Annotated in this window: 13 protein-coding genes and 1 pseudogene; 11 read left to right on the forward strand and 3 right to left on the reverse strand. The window is 50.7% G+C overall.

Annotated features, from left to right (window positions below):
- Positions 1-54 precede the first annotated feature (54 nt).
- Positions 55-1,440 (forward strand): MocR-like pyridoxine biosynthesis transcription factor PdxR, encoded by a 1,386-nt coding sequence (gene pdxR, locus B1728_RS21110; RefSeq protein WP_079912384.1) that lies wholly within the window; start codon positions 55-57, stop codon positions 1,438-1,440.
- 122 nt (positions 1,441-1,562) lie between these two features.
- On the opposite strand, the gene B1728_RS21115 is transcribed toward pdxR, so the two are convergent.
- Positions 1,563-2,261: a nucleotidyltransferase domain-containing protein gene (locus B1728_RS21115; protein WP_179136122.1), complete on the reverse strand. Its 699-nt coding sequence runs from the start codon at positions 2,259-2,261 to the stop codon at positions 1,563-1,565.
- Between the two features lie 337 nt (positions 2,262-2,598).
- Here B1728_RS21115 and B1728_RS21120 point away from each other — a divergent pair, with 337 nt between their 5' ends.
- The 3 genes from B1728_RS21120 to B1728_RS21130 all read left to right on the forward strand — a co-directional run bounded on the left by B1728_RS21120 (position 2,599) and on the right by B1728_RS21130 (position 7,876).
- Positions 2,599-3,183 carry a TetR/AcrR family transcriptional regulator gene (locus B1728_RS21120; RefSeq protein WP_218672315.1) on the forward strand — a complete coding sequence of 195 codons (585 nt, stop codon included), beginning with the start codon at positions 2,599-2,601 and terminating at the stop codon, positions 3,181-3,183.
- 186 nt (positions 3,184-3,369) lie between these two features.
- A complete protein-coding gene (locus B1728_RS21125) occupies positions 3,370-6,555 on the forward strand; it encodes a bifunctional cytochrome P450/NADPH--P450 reductase (RefSeq protein ID WP_079912386.1) in 3,186 nt (1,061 codons plus the stop codon).
- Between the two features lie 229 nt (positions 6,556-6,784).
- Positions 6,785-7,876, forward strand: coding sequence for a M24 family metallopeptidase (locus tag B1728_RS21130; protein WP_079912387.1), 1,092 nt, complete (start codon positions 6,785-6,787; stop codon positions 7,874-7,876).
- Between the two features lie 149 nt (positions 7,877-8,025).
- Here B1728_RS21130 and B1728_RS21135 read toward each other — a convergent pair whose 3' ends face one another.
- Entirely contained in the window at positions 8,026-8,655 is a 630-nt protein-coding gene (locus B1728_RS21135; protein WP_377740364.1) for an SGNH/GDSL hydrolase family protein, read from the reverse strand.
- 184 nt (positions 8,656-8,839) lie between these two features.
- On the opposite strand from B1728_RS21135, the gene nagZ reads away from it, so the two are divergent.
- The 4 genes from nagZ (at position 8,840) to B1728_RS21165 (ending at position 13,095) form a co-directional block, all read left to right on the forward strand.
- Positions 8,840-10,084: a beta-N-acetylhexosaminidase gene (gene nagZ / locus B1728_RS21140; protein WP_256865447.1), complete on the forward strand. Its 1,245-nt coding sequence runs from the start codon at positions 8,840-8,842 to the stop codon at positions 10,082-10,084.
- A gap of 568 nt (positions 10,085-10,652) precedes the next feature.
- The gene (locus tag B1728_RS21155) at positions 10,653-11,225 is read left to right on the forward strand and encodes a hypothetical protein (protein WP_079912391.1); all 573 of its coding nucleotides are present in this window, start codon (positions 10,653-10,655) and stop codon (positions 11,223-11,225) included.
- A gap of 403 nt (positions 11,226-11,628) precedes the next feature.
- The gene (locus B1728_RS21160; RefSeq protein WP_079912392.1) at positions 11,629-12,114 is read left to right on the forward strand and encodes a DUF2798 domain-containing protein; all 486 of its coding nucleotides are present in this window, start codon (positions 11,629-11,631) and stop codon (positions 12,112-12,114) included.
- A 276-nt stretch (positions 12,115-12,390) separates the two neighbouring features.
- The gene (locus B1728_RS21165) at positions 12,391-13,095 is read left to right on the forward strand and encodes a PadR family transcriptional regulator (protein WP_079912393.1); all 705 of its coding nucleotides are present in this window, start codon (positions 12,391-12,393) and stop codon (positions 13,093-13,095) included.
- A 137-nt stretch (positions 13,096-13,232) separates the two neighbouring features.
- Here B1728_RS21165 and B1728_RS21170 read toward each other — a convergent pair whose 3' ends face one another.
- Positions 13,233-14,231 carry a cation diffusion facilitator family transporter gene (locus tag B1728_RS21170; RefSeq protein ID WP_079912394.1) on the reverse strand — a complete coding sequence of 333 codons (999 nt, stop codon included), beginning with the start codon at positions 14,229-14,231 and terminating at the stop codon, positions 13,233-13,235.
- A gap of 247 nt (positions 14,232-14,478) precedes the next feature.
- Between B1728_RS21170 and B1728_RS21175 the strand changes: the two are divergent.
- The 3 genes and pseudogenes from B1728_RS21175 to B1728_RS21185 form a co-directional block, all read left to right on the forward strand.
- Positions 14,479-15,645, forward strand: a pseudogene (locus B1728_RS21175) (sulfite reductase subunit alpha); the annotation flags it as partial.
- Between the two features lie 239 nt (positions 15,646-15,884).
- On the forward strand, positions 15,885-16,511 hold the full coding sequence (locus B1728_RS21180) for a hypothetical protein (RefSeq protein ID WP_079912562.1): 627 nt from the start codon (positions 15,885-15,887) through the stop codon (positions 16,509-16,511).
- Positions 16,512-16,604: 93 nt separating this feature from the next.
- Positions 16,605-16,979 carry a hypothetical protein gene (locus tag B1728_RS21185; protein ID WP_079912563.1) on the forward strand — a complete coding sequence of 125 codons (375 nt, stop codon included), beginning with the start codon at positions 16,605-16,607 and terminating at the stop codon, positions 16,977-16,979.
- The last annotated feature ends 47 nt before the right edge of the window (positions 16,980-17,026 follow it).

Consider the following 17,026-nt stretch of genomic DNA (forward strand, 5'->3'; position numbering starts at 1 on the left):
AGAGCCAATAACGAGGAGTTTTGAGAGTACCACTTTAAAAGGAGGGATCGGCCTTTGTGGTTTTCCATTGATAAGCAATCACGGTTACCCATGTTCCGGCAGGTGTTTGAAGCCTTCCGAGACGCTATTTTATCCGGCAGGCTGCCGGCGGGTTACAAGCTTCCCTCCACACGGGAGCTGGCCGGGGAGCTGCATGTTTCGCGCAACGTGATATTGGAGGCATACGAGCTGCTGCTGGCCGAGGGCTATATTACAGGGCGCCAGGGGGCCGGAAGCTATGTGGCGGAAGGAGCGCGTTTACTCGGGTATCGGCCTGCGAATCCTAGGAAATTAGCTGAGAATGAGCATGCAGGGGCTGACTCGGCTGAAGATGTGATTTCGTTTCGTACCGGACTTCCGGCCGTCGATTTATTTCCGTTAAAGCAATGGGGCGCCCTTCTTCAGAGCGTGTGCATGGAGGCTTCCACGTCGCAGCTCGATTATGGAGATTGTTCAGGGAATCCGGAATTGCGGCGGATATTGGCCGATTATTTGTGGAGGATGAGGGGCGTGATTGCCAAGCCGGAGCAGATCCTTGTCACCAATGGCGCCGTGCAGGCTCTGGATCTTATCGTGAGGGCGCTGCTAGCGGATGGAGATGAAGCGGTAGTTGAAGATCCGTCCAATGAAGATTTGCGGACGATTCTGACCTCGACAGGCGCTGCTCTTCACAAGATCCCGGTGGACGATTCGGGCATGCTGACGCAAAGCCTGCCCGCGGACAGCAGGCCCAGATGTATTTATGTCACGCCCTCGCATCAGTTCCCGTTGGGAGGGATCATGCCGATCCAAAGGCGGATTGAACTGGTGGAGTACGCCCGCTGCTGCGGGAGCTACATCCTGGAGGACGATTACGACAGCGAATTCCGGTTCGACGGCGCGCCTGTTCATTCCTTGCAAAGTCTCTGTACGGAGAGAGTCATCTACATCGGGACCTTCAGTAAAATCATGTTTCCTTCACTTCGGATCGGTTACATGGTCTTGCCCGAGCCGCTGGTTCCATTGTGCAGGAAGCTGAAGAAGCTGACCGATTACCAGACGCCTAGCCTGGACCAGCTGGCTCTGGCTCGATTCATGGAGGCGGGCTATCTCAACACCCATATCCTTAAAATGAAAAAGCTGTACCGCAAGAGGCGCGAGAAGCTGGTCGAGGCTTTGCATAAGGTGGTGGACATGCCCTTCCGGGTATGCGGCAAGGCTGCCGGCTTGCATATGGTCATAGAGTTTAAGCATCCGTTTCCGGAAGGCTTGAGTGATGCGCTGCTGGAGCAGCAGGTGGCTGTAACGGTGCTGCCGGACAACCGGATGCTGCTGGGTTACGGTCATTTGAATGAGGAGCAAATAGAAGAAGGGGTTTCCCGTATAGGCAGGGCTCTACAGGTTGGTGCCGGAGTTTCTTAGACAGATAGCTGATCGGGGGATGAGAGAGTGATAGAAAATATCACGGCTTTGTTGGTAAGCAAGATTCCTTCGGAGACTGAAGCTCCGGTAATGCGATCAAATCTAGTATTGAACAGTTTGTCTTAAGCCTTCCAGCCCTCCTTCATCCAACCTCCGATTGGTTCAAGAACATAGGAGCATAGCGTTTCCAGCTCCTCTTTGGAGCCGGGTGAAGCGAGGCACCGTTCAAGCAGGTCGGCTATACTGACGTTGCGGCTCTTTATTTCTTTAAGCTGGTATTTGGGCTTTACAGCCCACCATCGGCGAGTTACAAATAACGTATTGACACACTCCTGAAGGATCACGAAGGATAGCCATTCTTTTTCCCGATCATCGATAATATCGAGATAATCTTCCCATAAATCGGTTAGCTGAACCCGTAGTTTTCTCGTTTCATCAGCTGATGGAGCCTTTGGGCCCTCATGATAGAAACGGTGTGCCAAGGCTTGCAATTCCCGCCATCTCCCGTTATCACCGATTAAACATCGGCCAGTGGCCAGCATAATGGTAATGGTGGCGATGTTTCCCTTACGTTCATAATCCTTAACAACATGCTCATACCATGCCCAGGGCGCAATCATGATTTGGAATTCGCGTCCGCAATAGTAAATGCTTTCTCTTTGAAAATGATCGAACGCGCCGATATAACATAAATCGACGTCACTGTGTTCTGCCGCTTTTCCATTCGCATAGGAGCCGCACAAAACAACGGTCTCCACGTCTTCTCTTTGGGATAAATCGTGCTGTAAAAAATCGCTGATGAAGTCGATTGGATGTGCCAAAACTATCACCTCTTTCTCTTTATTTTACCATAATGTGGAATAGCTTAGTGTGGTTCTTTTCCGCGGCGCATTAATATGCGAACAAGGAACGAGAAATCCCCACTCCTTGTTCGTTCTTAGCAGGCTCCCTACTCTATTTTACCTTTGGCGGTAATGCGTGCTCGATTTGTCGAGCTGATCCCTTTAGCTTATTTGGTCATCGAAGGCATTTCTATCATTAAAATGTTCTGCTAAATGTGGTAAAGGAAGCACAGAAGTTGCAATCATTGATGAGGCTGATTTACAATAAAAAGGTGAGGAATGAATATTCATTCATTTCTTGGAGGGAGGGCGATAGATGGAAGCGACGTTAAGCAAGCGGGATAAAATCATGGAGGCCGCCCTCGTCTTATTCGCAGAGCGGGGATATGACGGGACGACTGTACCGATGATTGCCGACAAGGCGGAGGTTGGAACGGGCACGATTTACCGGTATTTCGAGAACAAGGAGGCACTGGTGAATGCATTGTTTCAAGACTGCGTCCAAGGTCTCCATGACACCGTTAAGCGGGATTATCCCGAAGCAGGCGGTGTAAGAGAGCAGTTCAGACATGTATTTTTCGCTATGGTTCGTTTTGCCAAGGCGAATATCCACGGCTTTTATTTCGTTGATACTCATAGCAATGCGAGATATTTGGACCCGGAGAGCCGGGAGTCGTTTCGTCAATTGATGGATTTTCTTCATGCTTACGCCGCTGCAGGCATTCAACAAGGGATCATTCGTCCGTTACAAGCGGATGTGTTGATTGCGATTGTGTTTGGTGCATTTGCCAAGGTGTTCAGCCTGATTCGCGCCGGAAAGCTGACGGAAACTCCGCAAATGCTCGGACAGCTGGAGGAAAGCTGCTGGGATGCGGTCAGTGTCCATGGGAAGAACGTCTGAACGATGTTTGGAAATGAAGGAATTGTGCAGAATGCTAAGTCTGCGTAGTTCTGAACCGCATGCGGAATGAATATTCATTCCTATGGTTGCTTTTGCATAATCAAGCACTTTATTGGCAAATTAACTAGATGAACCTACGACTTGATTTCATGTACGATAAAGTCTCCATTGGAAAGGATGAACTCTATGACTCAACCCGAATCTGTTACGATCCCTCAGCCCAAAACCTTCGGACCGCTCGGTAACCTGCCTCAACTGAATTTGGATGAGCCGGTTCAATCATTGGTCAGGGTTGCTTACGAATATGGTCCTATCTTTCGATTCGATATGCCGGGAAGAAGCGAAATCTTCATATCCAGTCATGAGCTGGTAGAGGATGCCTGCGACGAATCCCGATTTGATAAAAGAGTATGGGCACCTCTCAGGAAGGTGCGTGCTTTTGCGGGGGACGGCTTGTTCACAAGCGAAACAGAAGAGCCCAATTGGCGCAAGGCGCACAATATTTTGCTGCCGAGCTTCTCGCAAAGAGCGATGCAGGGCTATCACGGCATGATGGTTGATATTGCGGTTCAGCTCATTCATAAATGGGCGCGGCTGAATCCCGATGAAAGCGTCGAGGTTCCCGAGGATATGACCCGCTTGACGCTGGATACGATCGGGCTTTGCGGCTTTAATTACCGGTTCAACAGCTTTTACCGCGAACAGCCGCATCCTTTCATTACGAGTATGGTGCGCGCATTGAACGAGGCGATGAATCAGCTTCAGCGTCTCGGGCTGCAGGATAAGCTGATGGTCATAACGAAGCGGCAGTTCAAGCACGATATCCAGGTGATGAACTCGCTTGTAGATAAAATTATCGCAGAACGCAAAGCCCATGGAAGCGAGGGTGACGATCTGCTGGCCCACATGCTGAACGGAAAGGACCCGGATACGGGAGAGGCGCTGGATGATGAAAATATCCGTTATCAGATCATTACGTTCCTGATTGCCGGACATGAAACGACCAGCGGACTGCTTTCCTTCGCCTTATATTACTTGCTGAAGCGTCCCGATAAGCTCCAGAAGGCTTACGAGGAGGTCGATCGGGTGCTTAAGGACCCCGTTCCGACCTATGGACAGGTACGGGAGCTGAACTATATCCGCATGATTCTTAATGAGTCGCTGCGCTTGTGGCCTACAGCTCCCGCGTTCTCGCTCTATGCGAAGGAAGACACCTTATTGGCCGGGAAATATCCGATGAAGCAAGGGGACAGCGTCAGCGTCCTGATCCCGAAGCTGCACCGGGATGTTGAGGTGTGGGGCGAGAACGCCGATGAGTTTGTGCCGGAGCGCTTTGAAGATCCGAGCAAGATTCCTTTTCATGCCTACAAGCCATTCGGCAACGGACAGCGCGCGTGTATCGGACAGCAGTTTGCACTTCAGGAAGCGACACTTGTTCTAGGCATGGTGCTCCGTCATTTTGAAATCATCGACCATACGAATTATCAGCTGAGGGTAAAAGAGACGCTGACGCTGAAGCCGGAAGGCTTCACGATGCGTGTTCGTCCTCGCGGTGCCCAAACGGTATTCGCGACTGTAGGCACGGCCCCTCAAGCCGAAAAGCGGTCTGCGCAGCAGGAAGAGCCGGCAGCAGCCGTCGAGGCGGCTCACCAAACGCCATTATTGGTGCTGTACGGCAGTAATCTCGGTACCGCTGAAGGCATCGCCAGAGATCTGGCGGATAAGGCCCGTTATCAGGGCTTCCGCAGTGAGGTTGCTCCGCTCAACGATTACGTAGGCAAGCTGCCCAAGGAAGGAGCCGTATTCATCGTCACGGCGTCCTACAATGGCAAACCGCCAAGCAACGCCCGCAAGTTCGTGCAGTGGCTGGAAGGCGTGGAGCAGGGCGAGTTGAAGGGAGTCCGTTATACCGTATTCGGCTGCGGCGACCATAATTGGGCAAGCACGTACCAGCATATTCCGCGCTTCATTGACGAGCAGCTGCAGGCCAAGGGAGCGACGCGTCTGGTCGTGCGTGGAGAGGCCGATGCGAGCGGCGACTTCGAGAAGCAGGTCGACGATTGGAGCGAGCATCTGTGGCCGGATGTCCTCCACGAGATGGGCTTGAAGGCCATCAGCAAGCCCCGGCAGGAGACCAGCACCTTGAGCATACAGTTTGTCAGCGGCTTGGTTGGCACGCCTCTGGCGGACAGCTACGATGCGCTGCTAGCTGCCGTTGCCGAGAACAGGGAGCTGCAGAAGGAAGGCAGCGAACGAAGCACAAGGCACCTGGAAATTGTCCTGCCCGAGGGGGTCACTTACCAGGAGGGGGATCACCTCGGCGTGATTCCGGAGAATTCGCCGGAGCTGGTTGACCGTGTGCTGCGGCGCTACGGGCTGAGCGGCAGCGATCACCTCATCATAAGCGGAAGCGGCCGCAGCGCGGCTCATCTGCCGCTGGACCGGCCGATCAGCGTCCATGACCTGTTGAGCCACAGCGTGGAGCTGCAGGAGGCGGCGACACGGGCACAGCTGAGGGAGCTTGCAGCCTTCACCGTCTGCCCGCCGCACAAGAAGGAGCTGGAGGCGCTCCTTCAGGAGGAGGCCTACAAGGAGCAGGTGCAGAGCAAGCGTCTGACGATGCTTGAGCTGCTCGAGCAGTACCCGGCTTGCGAGCTGCCGTTTGAACGGTTCATCGAGCTGCTTCCGCCGCTCAAGCCGCGGTATTATTCAATATCGAGCTCGCCCAAGCTGCAGCAGGATAAGGCCAGCATTACCGTCGGCGTCGTCAGGGGACTGGCTAGAAGCGGACGCGGAACCTATTTGGGCGTAGCTTCGAACTACTTGGCGAGACGCGAACCGGGTGATGCCATCGTCATGTTCGTCAAAACCCCTGAATCGGGCTTCCAGCTGCCCGATAATCCGGAGACTCCGATCATCATGATTGGACCGGGTACAGGAGTGGCGCCGTTCCGCGGCTTCCTTCAGGCAAGGCGTGCCCTCAAGCAGGAAGGAAAGACTCTGGGAGAGGCACATCTGTATTTCGGCTGCCGTAATCCTGAGCATGATTATATATATCAGGAAGAGCTGGAGCAGGATCAGTGCGACGGACTTGTGACGCTTCATACGGCGTTCTCCCGAGTGGAAGGGCAGCCGCGGCAGCATGTCCAGGATCTAATGAAGCTCAATGCTGAGCAATTCATCGGAGTTCTCGAACGGGGCGGCATGCTATATGTGTGCGGAGACGGAAGCAGGATGGCGCCGGAGGTCGAAGAGACGATGAAGCGGGCGTATTGCGAGGTCAAGGGAGTATCGGAAGAAGCAGCCGGCGATTGGCTGCAAGCGTTGCAGAAGGAAGGACGTTACGTGAAGGACGTCTGGTCAGGAGTATAGGCCATCGGAGACCCGCGCTGTGATTTCGCGCGGGTCTTTCTCATTTTAGTATTTAAATCGGGGCTCCCCGCGATGCACATGAATCCGCTTTAAAGCTATGCTCCGCTTGTGAAGGGGAGTGCACGGAGAGGAAGCAAGGGTCACGCCTATGATACAATAGGTGAAGAGTGAGTGAGGAAACACCGCCTGACGGCCTGGATGCCGAAGGCAATTGAAGGAGGCTGAACAGATGAACGACCGTATCAAGAAGCTGTATTCTCTTCTGGAAGACGAGGCATTGGATGTTCTGTTTATTACGCTGCCTAAGCTGGTTTATTATTTTACCGGGTTTTATTCGGACCCTCATGAGCGCTTCATGGCGCTAATCTGTGCCAAGGGCGAGGAGCCGATGCTGATGGTTCCCGTGCTGGATTACGAGAAGGCTGTGCGTTCAACGGGCTTAACGCGCATCGTTTCGCACCAGGACACGGATAACCCTTATGAAGTGCTGAAACGCCATCTTGGGAACGGCATATCCCGTATGGGGATTCAAGCCGAGCATATGAATGTGAAGCGGTACCTCGCCTTGAAGGAGGCGACGGGGGCCGCGGAGATCGTTCAGCTGGATGACCGGATCGCCGATTTCCGGGTGATCAAGAGCGAGCAGGAAATCGCCTCGATACGACGGGCGATTCAGTGTATAGAGGAGGCCTTACGGGATACGGTACAGCTGGTTAAGCCGGGAGTAACCGAAGTGGAGCTTGTTGCGGAGCTGGAATATCGCATGAAGCGCTTGGGGGCTGAAGGACCTTCATTCGATACAATGGTATTGACCGGTGAGAAGACGGGTCTGCCCCACGGGATACCGGGGACGGACGCCGTCCGTGAGGGAGAGTTCCTGCTCATTGACGCCGGTGTTTTCGTGGAGGGTTATGCGTCGGATTTGACGCGTACCTTTGCCGTAGGTGAAGTGAGCCCGCGTCACAAGGAGATCTATGAAACGGTGCTTCAAGCGAACCGAAGCATGATTGCGGCTGTTCGTCCGGGAGTTCCCTTCGGCAGTTTGGATCATGCCGCGAGAAGCGTTATTGAGAGCAAAGGGTACGGGGAATATTTCATCACCCGGGCAGGACATGGCTTCGGGCTCGAAATCCACGAGTACCCTTCCATTCATGGCGGCAATACGGATTTGGTGCGACAAGGCATGGTGTTCACGGCGGAGCCCGGAATTTATATGTCGGGACTAGGCGGCGTGCGGATTGAAGATAATGTATACGTCACTCAGGCAGGGGCGGAAGTGCTGACAACTTATCCGAAAGAGCTGACGGTTATCGGAGTCTAGGCTGCAGGCGGCCGCCGTGATATCAAGTGCTTTCATGAAATAAGGGCTGCCGCTTAATCCGCGCGGCAGCCCTTGGCGTTGGTCTTGCGATTCCGGAGAAGGGATCGCCTACATAGTTTATGTGTATCGAAACCTAGTAGAATACAGGATTATTGTTCTCCGTTCCAGGAGAAGCCGACAGCATTAAGGAATGCTCTGGCCAAGGTCATATGGCCCGCCATGTTCGGATGAACCCGGTCCCAGGCCAAGGTTGCGGGATAAATATGCTCCAGCACAGGCTTGAACGCCTCCTGCGTGTCGACGAAGACAGCGCCGTATTGGTCGGCGATTTTTTTGACGACGGCACCGTACCGGTCCATAGCGGCTCTCATGCCATCATTGGGATTAGGCTCGATGTAGTAAGGAGTCATCAGAATTAGGCCCTTCAGGGAAGGCTTCGTACGTTCGACCAGCTCGCGCAGCGTCTGCTCGTACTCCTCTATGTACACATGCTTTTCGACAAGCTGCGGCAAGTCGTATTGACGCCATACATCGTTGATGCCGATCATGATCGACAGCCAATCCGGCTTCAGGTTCAATACGTCGGTTTCCCAGCGGTCCTTCAGGTTACGCACGGTATTGCCGCCGATGCCCATATTCGTCACACGGATGCCCAGCTGCGGATAAAAGGATTGAAGGAAGGCATCGACCAAAGCGACATAGCCGTTGCCGAGCGAATCGTTACGGCCTTCCCCTTCCGGTTTTTTTCGGCCGCAATCCGTGATGGAGTCGCCAATCATAACGAGTCGATCTTGTTTTTGGAATAGCAATGCAGATTCATCCTCTCTTAGGTTGAGTTATTTAACTTAGTATTCTATGCTCAGCAACCGTTTCCTTCTGGAAATGGAAACGTTTTTGGATCATTGGATTAATTCGGCGCACAGCATGCCAGACTAACAAGAGGAAATCCATGGAGGTGAAGGAATGAAAGGATCGCTGCTGCACAGGATGCTTAACTGCACATTGGCATTCGGCCTGATTATAGTTTCCGGCTGTACGACTGCCCCCAGGCAAGGCAGCACGGAGACCGCACCGCCTGCCGTATCGCCGAAACCGACAGCTGCTCCGGATCCGATTCAGGATCTGGTTAACTCGATGACCTTGGAGGAAAAGCTCGGGCAGATGGTGCTGTTCGGAGTAGAAGGAACCGTACTGGATGACACGACCCGGAACCATATTACGAAGGACCACGTTGGCGGCTTTATTTTTTTCGGACCTAATATCAAGGATAGTCATCAGGCATGGAGCCTGTTCCAATCGATGCAAAAGGAGAACGCATCCGCCAAGCTTCCGTTATTGCTGGGCGTCGACCAAGAGGGCGGCAGGGTATCGCGCTTGCCTAAGGAGCTTCCCGCCTTTCCTGCAAGTCAGGCTGTTGGAGCTGCCCAGGATCCGGACTATGCCTATAAAGTGGGGAGCACCCTCGCCCACGCTCTGGGGGCCTTCGGCTTGAACATTGATTTTGCCCCGGTGCTCGATGTGAACAGCAATCCGAACAATCCGGTCATTGGGGACCGATCCTTCGGCTCCACGGCCGAAGCAGTAAGCAGGATGGCGATTCCGGAGATGAAGGGGATACAGTCCGGCGGCGTTATTCCGGTTGTCAAGCATTTTCCCGGGCATGGGGACACATCTGTTGATTCTCACAAGGAGCTTCCCGTTGTTCAGCATGATCTGCAACGACTGAGAACCGTCGAGTTCGCGCCTTTCGCCGAAGCGATCCGCCAAGGAGCCGATGCGGTGATGGTAGCCCATCTCCTCGTCACGAAGCTGGATCCGAAGCTTCCGGCCTCACTATCTCCTGTCATCATTCAGCAGTATTTGAGGGGAGAGCTGGGCTTTAATGGCGTCGTCATCACCGATGATATGACGATGGAGGCTATCGGCTCGACGATGCCGATCGATAAGGCGGCTGTGCAAGCCGTTCAGGCGGGGGCGGATATCGTCCTGGTCGGACATGAGCCTGCGAAGGAGCGGGCCGTGCTGAATGCGCTGCTGCAAGCGGCGCGCGAGGGAGCTCTGAAGCAGGAAACGATAGACGCGAGCGTGTATCGGATCGCCAAGCTGAAGACCAAAGCGAAGCTCACCAAGGAAAGCGTACCGGAGCCGAATATCGAGAAGCTGAGCTCAGACATGAAATCGGCTTTAAAGAGAGAAGCGAAAAAGTGAATGAGTGTGCGGCTGCCTATCGGCAGCTTTTTTTATAGTAAAGGGATCAGTCCGTACTCCGTCGTTCTGCCCTTCTGCTTCTGCTGACAAGCATGAGCCAAACCGCCGCGTTGCCTGCCAGGAGCCCTAGTGAGCACAGGGTGAAAAACATCCACATGCTAATGCTTGCATGGTTCTTGTCCGATATAAGCAGATAAAGGGTGATAGCGAAGGAGACGAAGAAGGCGAATAGAAGGCATAAGATGATACGGGTGCGCTGTTTTATGGCCGCATTCAAATGGAATTTCACTCCTTTGGACCTTTCTAACAACAATGACGGCGGGGAACCGCGTGAAGTTGCTCCTTTTACTAATTTGCTTCATACAAAAAAAGAGACCCACTGGCAACGGGCCGCGGGTCTTAAGGTTTATATATTAAAAAGGGGGTCAGGTATTAGTATAGCCCAGCAACATTAAAGGAAGATGAATGGTATATTTCAGTTTTATTACAAATGAAAACCAGCACTTTTTCCAATTGAAGGGGAGGGATTATTTTCCAAGCGTCGAATAGATCTGGGAGGGGTGAGAGGATGTCGAATGAACATGGAATCGTTATGGTTATTCAATTGAACGACAAAATAATGCCGGTAGATAGAGCGGGGCTGTATGAGGATCCGTTGGATGAATTTCTCTGCTCCAATAACTACGGTGAAATCATCGGAGGAGGGACGATGCAGTCCCAGTCGGGGGAAATTCTGTTCTGCGATATTGAAATTCAACTTCATAGCGGGAACGATCGCGAAATGATTATCCGTAAAGTGATTGGAATCCTTGAAGACGCGGGCGCTCCCAAAGGATCGCATCTCATGATAGAAGATTCAGACGAACGCATTGACTTTGGCCAAAAGGAAGGACTGGCGGTTTATCTGGATGGGGTCCATCTTCCTGCCAATGTTTACGCGGAGTGCGATTGCAATGTCGTATTAGAGGAGTTATCCGCGCTTGTGGGATCTAAGGGAGAAGTGGAACGGTACTGGCATGGGAATACCGAAACGGCTTTATATTTTTACGGGGATTCCTTTGAGGAGATGAAAGCTTCTATATCCGGCTTTATCCATACTTATCCGCTATGCCAAAATGCAAGAATTGTCCAGATCGCTTAAACAGGGTTCATTCGCAGCAGACGATGAAATGATTTCGAGTCTGGGGGAGCAGCTATGGTGATTTTCGGCTTTAGTGCCATGTACTTTGTTCCGGTATTCAGCTTTCTCTTTGTATGGATATTCCTGAAAGCCATAGAGAAAATCGTTCATAAGAGAAAAAATACACCGCCGAGTTGTTTTGGAGCGGCATGATGTTCGCATTAACCATGTGGACGATTAGCGTAATGACCATCCTTCAATGACCCGCAGATAATGAAATAGCCGCAAAATCCAATACGTAGAGCAGGTACCCACAGCGGTCTGCTCTTTTTTGTTCTGCTGAAAATTCACAAAACGTTCACTTATGAGAAAATTTTCGTTTCGCTATACTTACAAAGAAAAATAAAAGAAGGGAAGAAAGGATTTGCCTACAACGAAAAAGCAAGGAATTTGTTTTGGACTGATGATGTGCTGCGGAATGGTTATAGCAATGACCTTCTATAACCTGCTGATGAATGATTTGCTTAGCGGAATGACGTTTATGAAAGGATTGCTCCAGCTTATCGTAACCTTCCTGGTTGCTGCAGCGTTGGAGCTGCTGGTGGTGAGCCCGATAGCCGGGAAGGTGGTTTCCAAACTGCCGTTTGACAAGAGCAAGAAGCTGCTGCTGATCCTGGCCATGTCCGGCTGCATGGTGCTTGGAATGGTAACATTCATGTCGTTCTACGGCCTGATAACGGCTTCTATCAATAATGGACTTCCTTCAGATTCCTTGATAAAAAGCTACCTTTTGATTTTTATTAAAAATCTGGTATTCGCTTTTCCTCTGCAGTTACTGATCATGGGGCCGCTAGTCCGTTTTTTATTTTCCAAGATGGTTAGAGCCCGGCAATCTTTAAAAACAGCTTAATTCCAAACCATTCTGGAATAAATCTCATTATGAGCAGGCATATGCCGCGCGGCGGCCTGTGCGAGTACAAGGAGCAGCTGCCTTAAGCAAGCAGCTGTTTTTTTGTTTGCTGAAAATCCCTCTTATATATCTGAAGTTTCATGTGGGGGAAGGGATGTAACAGTCTCTCGAAGGTTCGTTAGCGAATGAATCTGTTGGTGCAGTTTAAACAGCTATTGACCAATACGATATATCGTTATAATATAACGATATATCGTATTGAGGAGTGGGTATAGAATGAAATATTATCATGGTCGTCATAAAGAGCGCAGAAGATTTCTTCATCAAGAGGCTTTCCAAGAGAAATTTTCAAGGCACCGCCATGGCGGTTCGCGCGGGGGCTTTGGGGGGCGCGGTGAAGGCAAGCGCCGTTTTTTTGAACGCGGGGAGTTCAAATTTGCTTTACTGCGATTGTTGGAAGCGGAGCCTATGCACGGATATCAATTGATCAAGGCCATGGAGGAAAAAACCGGCGGATTGTACACCCCGAGCGCAGGCTCGATCTACCCTAATCTTCAGCTGCTGGAGGATATGAAGCTGATAGACAGCACTGAAGCAGACGGTAAGAAGTTGTACCGTATAACGGAAGAGGGTCTGGCCACTCTTCGCGAAAGGGAAGGGGCTGAGGCCGATGATCGTACCGAGACCCGCTGGGAACGTCACGGGCGCCAACGCTTCTCCGGCAGCGGCTATGGGAAACGTGATTTGCGCGGCTTTATGAAGGAATGGTCCGGGGTGATCTATTTAATGGCCAGCGCCGCAGCTGCTGCTAAAGACGACCCTGCCTCCAACCAGGCAGCACAATTTCAAGAGCTGATGGATAGTGTTCAAAGCCGCTTGAAGGAAATCCTGGCTTCCGCCCCAAGTAACGGCGCAGAAGAATCGGCAGCACAGCCGCCGGAGACCGGGGCATCACCGGACGATAATCAGGCTGGTGAATAGAACTACGCCGGTTAGCTTGCCCCGGCAGCCAGCATAGTCGAGTGCACAGGCTGACATTTACAGCCCGAGGCAAGCACAAAAAACGGCATTGACATGGATGGTATCCATATCAATGCCGCAGCTTTTTTCCTTAATCATTAAGCAAATTCGTTAAGAACCTCGGGCGTCCAGTCTTTGACACCATTATCCTCAATAATTCCTAACACAACATCCGTAATATCGGGATCAGCTATCAGCTTATCCTGAACCCGAAACTTTATATCGTCAGCATCGGCCAATGTTAAGCCTTTGCGTAATTCTATCATAGCATCGACGTGGTAATAGCGTCCCTCCTGGGTAATCCGGAGGTCGTTAATGTCGGTTACATCTTTATCGGAAAGAATCAGCATGGCGACCCTCTCAGCTACATCACGGGGAGCAGCTACACCGATTAAGCCTACCATATTGTCATAACCGACTCTAAAGGCTACGCCTACCATTAATAAGCCGATAAGGATGGTAACGACGCCATCCAACGCATTAAAGGCCGTCAAAGAAGTGATCAGCACGGCTGCCAAAGCTAATACCGCGCCCGTAACAGCAACCAGATCCTCGTAAAACACAAGACGAGTAGGAGGCGCTGAGCGGCCCACGTGTTTAAAAGATGAAAAAATAAATCCGAATCCCTTGGTTTCGACCCGGGCTTCCTTCGTAATTTCCTTCATCGCTTTCAACAAGATAGCTCCGTCGACAGCGAGGTTAAACAATAACGCTCCGATATTTAACCAGAATCCTCCGCCGGCCTGAACGGGATGCTGAAGCAAATGCCATCCTTCGCGAATCGTTTCGTAAGCCATGATGCTTACTACAATCACAGCGATCATACAGAAAATGTTAATCACTCGTCCGAATCCCGTAGGGAATTGCGGGGTAGGTTTTTTCTCCGCAAGAATGCTGCCTGCGAATACAAAGCCTTGGTTAATGCTGTCCGCCAATGAATGCATGGATGAAGCGAACATAGCTCCGCTGCCGCTCATGGCAGCACCCACACCCTTGACTGCGGCAATCAAAGCGTTGCCGATCATCGCCAGTGCAGAAGATTTGTTACCTTTCTTCAGTAATTCCAATAAATTTTCTCGTTCCGGTTCGGGGTCCATTGTTTCCTCCTAAAGTATTTGGAATTCATTTGAACATTCCTAAGCCCAGCCGAGTTGTAAGCTTAGGCTTAGTTCTATCATATACTACGAGCAAGGGCTGAGGAAAGTTTCACAACAATTTATATATCGGCCTGCTCGTCCTTTTTTGACAGATTAAGTAATAAAACCATCCTTTTTGTCAATAATAAGAAAATTTACGTGAAAAAACATATCTGATTTTTCATTCTTGTGGTATCCTACTTACAAACAACTTTTAGAGGTGAAATCTATGCAATCGACTGTAGTGCCTACAACTTATTCAAGAACGAATCCGTTCCAAGCCAAAGTAATTAAAAATGTAAACTTAAACGGTGCAGGCTCCAAAAAAGAAACGAGACATCTCGAGCTCTCGTTAAAAGGATCCGACCTTTCATATGTTCCAGGTGACTGCCTAGGTATTCTTCCTACCAATGATCCAGAGCTGGTAGCTTCCATTCTGAGCGAAATGAACTGGGATGGAGATCAGCCTGTTGCCGTGAGCAAGCAAGGGGACACGCTGCCATTAAAAGAAGCGTTGTCTACCTACTTTGAGCTCACATTGTTGTCGAGAAAAATGCTCCAGCAGGCGGCCGAATTTACCGATAACGAGAAGCTGAAAGCGATGGCGGCCGACGCGAATCAATTGAAGGAATATACCGAAGGCCGTGATTTTCTTGATATGCTTCGGGATTTCGGTCCTTGGAAAGCATCTGCCCAAGAGCTGGTTGCTTTGTTGAGAAAGATGCCTCCGCGGCTGTATTCCATTGCAAGCAGCATTGCCGCCAATCCTGAAGAAGTGCATCTGACGATCGGTGCGGTGCGCTATACGGCCCATGGACGCGAACGCAAAGGGGTTTGCTCCGTTCAATGCGCAGAGCGTCTTCATGAAGGTGACACGCTTCCGATTTTTATTCAACAAAACAAGCACTTTAATCTTCCGGAATCTCAGGACACCGATATTATTATGGTAGGTCCGGGAACAGGAATCGCGCCATTCCGCTCCTTCATCCAGGAGCGTGCGGTGAGCAAAGCGTCCGGAAGAGCATGGCTGTTCTTCGGCGACCAGCATGCAGCGACGGACTTCCTATACCAAAGCGAGCTGGAAGGATATCAAAAAGACGGCGTATTGACTCGGATCGATGCCGCATTCTCCCGTGATTCAGAGCAAAAAGTATACGTTCAGCATAAAATGCTTGAAAACAGCAAGGAATTGTTTGCATGGCTGGAAGGCGGTGCTTGCTTCTACGTATGCGGCGATAAGCAGTATATGGCGAAGGATGTTCACAACGCTTTGATTGATATCATTGAAAAAGAAGGCTCCATGACTCGCGAAGCGGCTGAAGCGTACCTCAATACGATGCAAGAGCAAGGACGTTACCAACGCGACGTGTACTAAAATGCATAGTGTTTCGTAGGGGCTGACCCTATAGCTAGTAAGAGTGACCTTTATTTCCGCAGGTGCGGTTTAAAACGGTCGCTCTTTTTTTTATTCAAGAAGCAGATCGCAATTTGACCATTTTTGGATGGATATGGTATTATCGTTCTCGTCCGGAAACAGCGGATCACGCGCCTCCTGGGGGAAGCACCTTGGAGGCATTTTATTTTTCACGGAAGACATGGGGGGCCATTCATCAGATGAAACCATTCGTAATCGCCGCAGCATGCATTTTACTCCTAGCGGGGTGTCAGCCTAAAGAGCAGACTGCTGCACCAACCACAAGCCAGGCCGGAGGCACAGAGACCGCTAAGCAAGAGGGTGAAGCACAGAAAGTCCAAGTGGATAAAGGGCTCTTGAACGTTGAAATCACTCTCCCGGCATCTTTATTTAAGAACCAGGATATGGACAAAGTCATCGAAAAAGCAAAGGCTGACGGGGTGAAGGATGTAACCCCAAATCCGGATGGTTCCGTCACCTATAAAATGCCTAAATCGGTCCACGCCGAGATGATGAAGAAAATGGAGAAGTCCATTACGGATTCCGTCGAAGATTTGAAGAGCGGCAATAACTTCAAGTCCATTAAGGATGTCACTCATAACAAATCTTTCTCCGAGTTTACATTGATTGTGGATAAAGGCGCCTATGAAAAAAGCTTTGACGGAATTGCATCCTTAGGGCTTGGCATGAGCGCTATGTATTACCAATTGTTTAATGGGGTTTCTTCGGAAAAGCTGAAAGTGTCCATCCAAATCAAGGACGAGGCAACAAAAGAAGTGTTCAAGACGATAGTGTACCCGGATGCTTTTGACCAAATGAAAAAATAACGGACGATGCCCTCACCTGGATAATAAGATCTTAGTGGGGGTATTTCGTTGCTAAGCTATGATACTAATGATTTGATGAAGGATGTGATTCAGATGTGCCGCTACGCGATGTACGGTCCATACAAGGATATTTACGCTTGTTTTGCCTGCCGCAAAGTGTTCAAACAAACCTCCCGTTATGAGTTAAATCAACAGGAAGCCCAGAACAGACATTACAACTGTCCCCAATGCGGAGAAGTCATGAAGGATATGGGGCATGATTTTAAGGCGCCTAGGCAAAATGACCTTAAAAAATGGTTGAAGATCGAGCAGCTGTATCATCACGGCTTTACTTATCATTCCTGCGGATGCGGGGGACCCGGGTACAGACCGGCGAAGCTGTCGGAGGTAGAAGAGTTTATAAGAAGCCGGAAAGGCTTTGCCTCTGAAGGAGAACGCTTGCTGCACAATTTGACGGTCAAGATATAACCTTACTGCCGAACTGCCGCTGTGAAAATGGATTATGATTAAGCCGA

Source organism: Paenibacillus sp. 32352 (assembly GCF_002042965.1).
GTDB lineage: Bacteria > Bacillota > Bacilli > Paenibacillales > NBRC-103111 > Paenibacillus_S > Paenibacillus_S vulneris.

Coding starts and splice junctions, on each gene's coding strand:
- B1728_RS21125 (WP_079912386.1), top strand. CDS start 3,370: ATGACTCAACCCGAATCTGTTACGATCCCTCAGCCCAAAACCTTCGGA.
- B1728_RS21155 (WP_079912391.1), top strand. CDS start 10,653: ATGTCGAATGAACATGGAATCGTTATGGTTATTCAATTGAACGACAAA.
- B1728_RS21120 (WP_218672315.1), top strand. CDS start 2,599: ATGGAAGCGACGTTAAGCAAGCGGGATAAAATCATGGAGGCCGCCCTC.
- B1728_RS21180 (WP_079912562.1), top strand. CDS start 15,885: ATGAAACCATTCGTAATCGCCGCAGCATGCATTTTACTCCTAGCGGGG.
- B1728_RS21135 (WP_377740364.1), bottom strand. CDS start 8,655: ATGATTGGCGACTCCATCACGGATTGCGGCCGAAAAAAACCGGAAGGG.
- B1728_RS21170 (WP_079912394.1), bottom strand. CDS start 14,231: ATGGACCCCGAACCGGAACGAGAAAATTTATTGGAATTACTGAAGAAA.
- B1728_RS21165 (WP_079912393.1), top strand. CDS start 12,391: ATGAAATATTATCATGGTCGTCATAAAGAGCGCAGAAGATTTCTTCAT.
- nagZ (WP_256865447.1), top strand. CDS start 8,840: ATGAAAGGATCGCTGCTGCACAGGATGCTTAACTGCACATTGGCATTC.
- B1728_RS21185 (WP_079912563.1), top strand. CDS start 16,605: ATGTGCCGCTACGCGATGTACGGTCCATACAAGGATATTTACGCTTGT.
- B1728_RS21130 (WP_079912387.1), top strand. CDS start 6,785: ATGAACGACCGTATCAAGAAGCTGTATTCTCTTCTGGAAGACGAGGCA.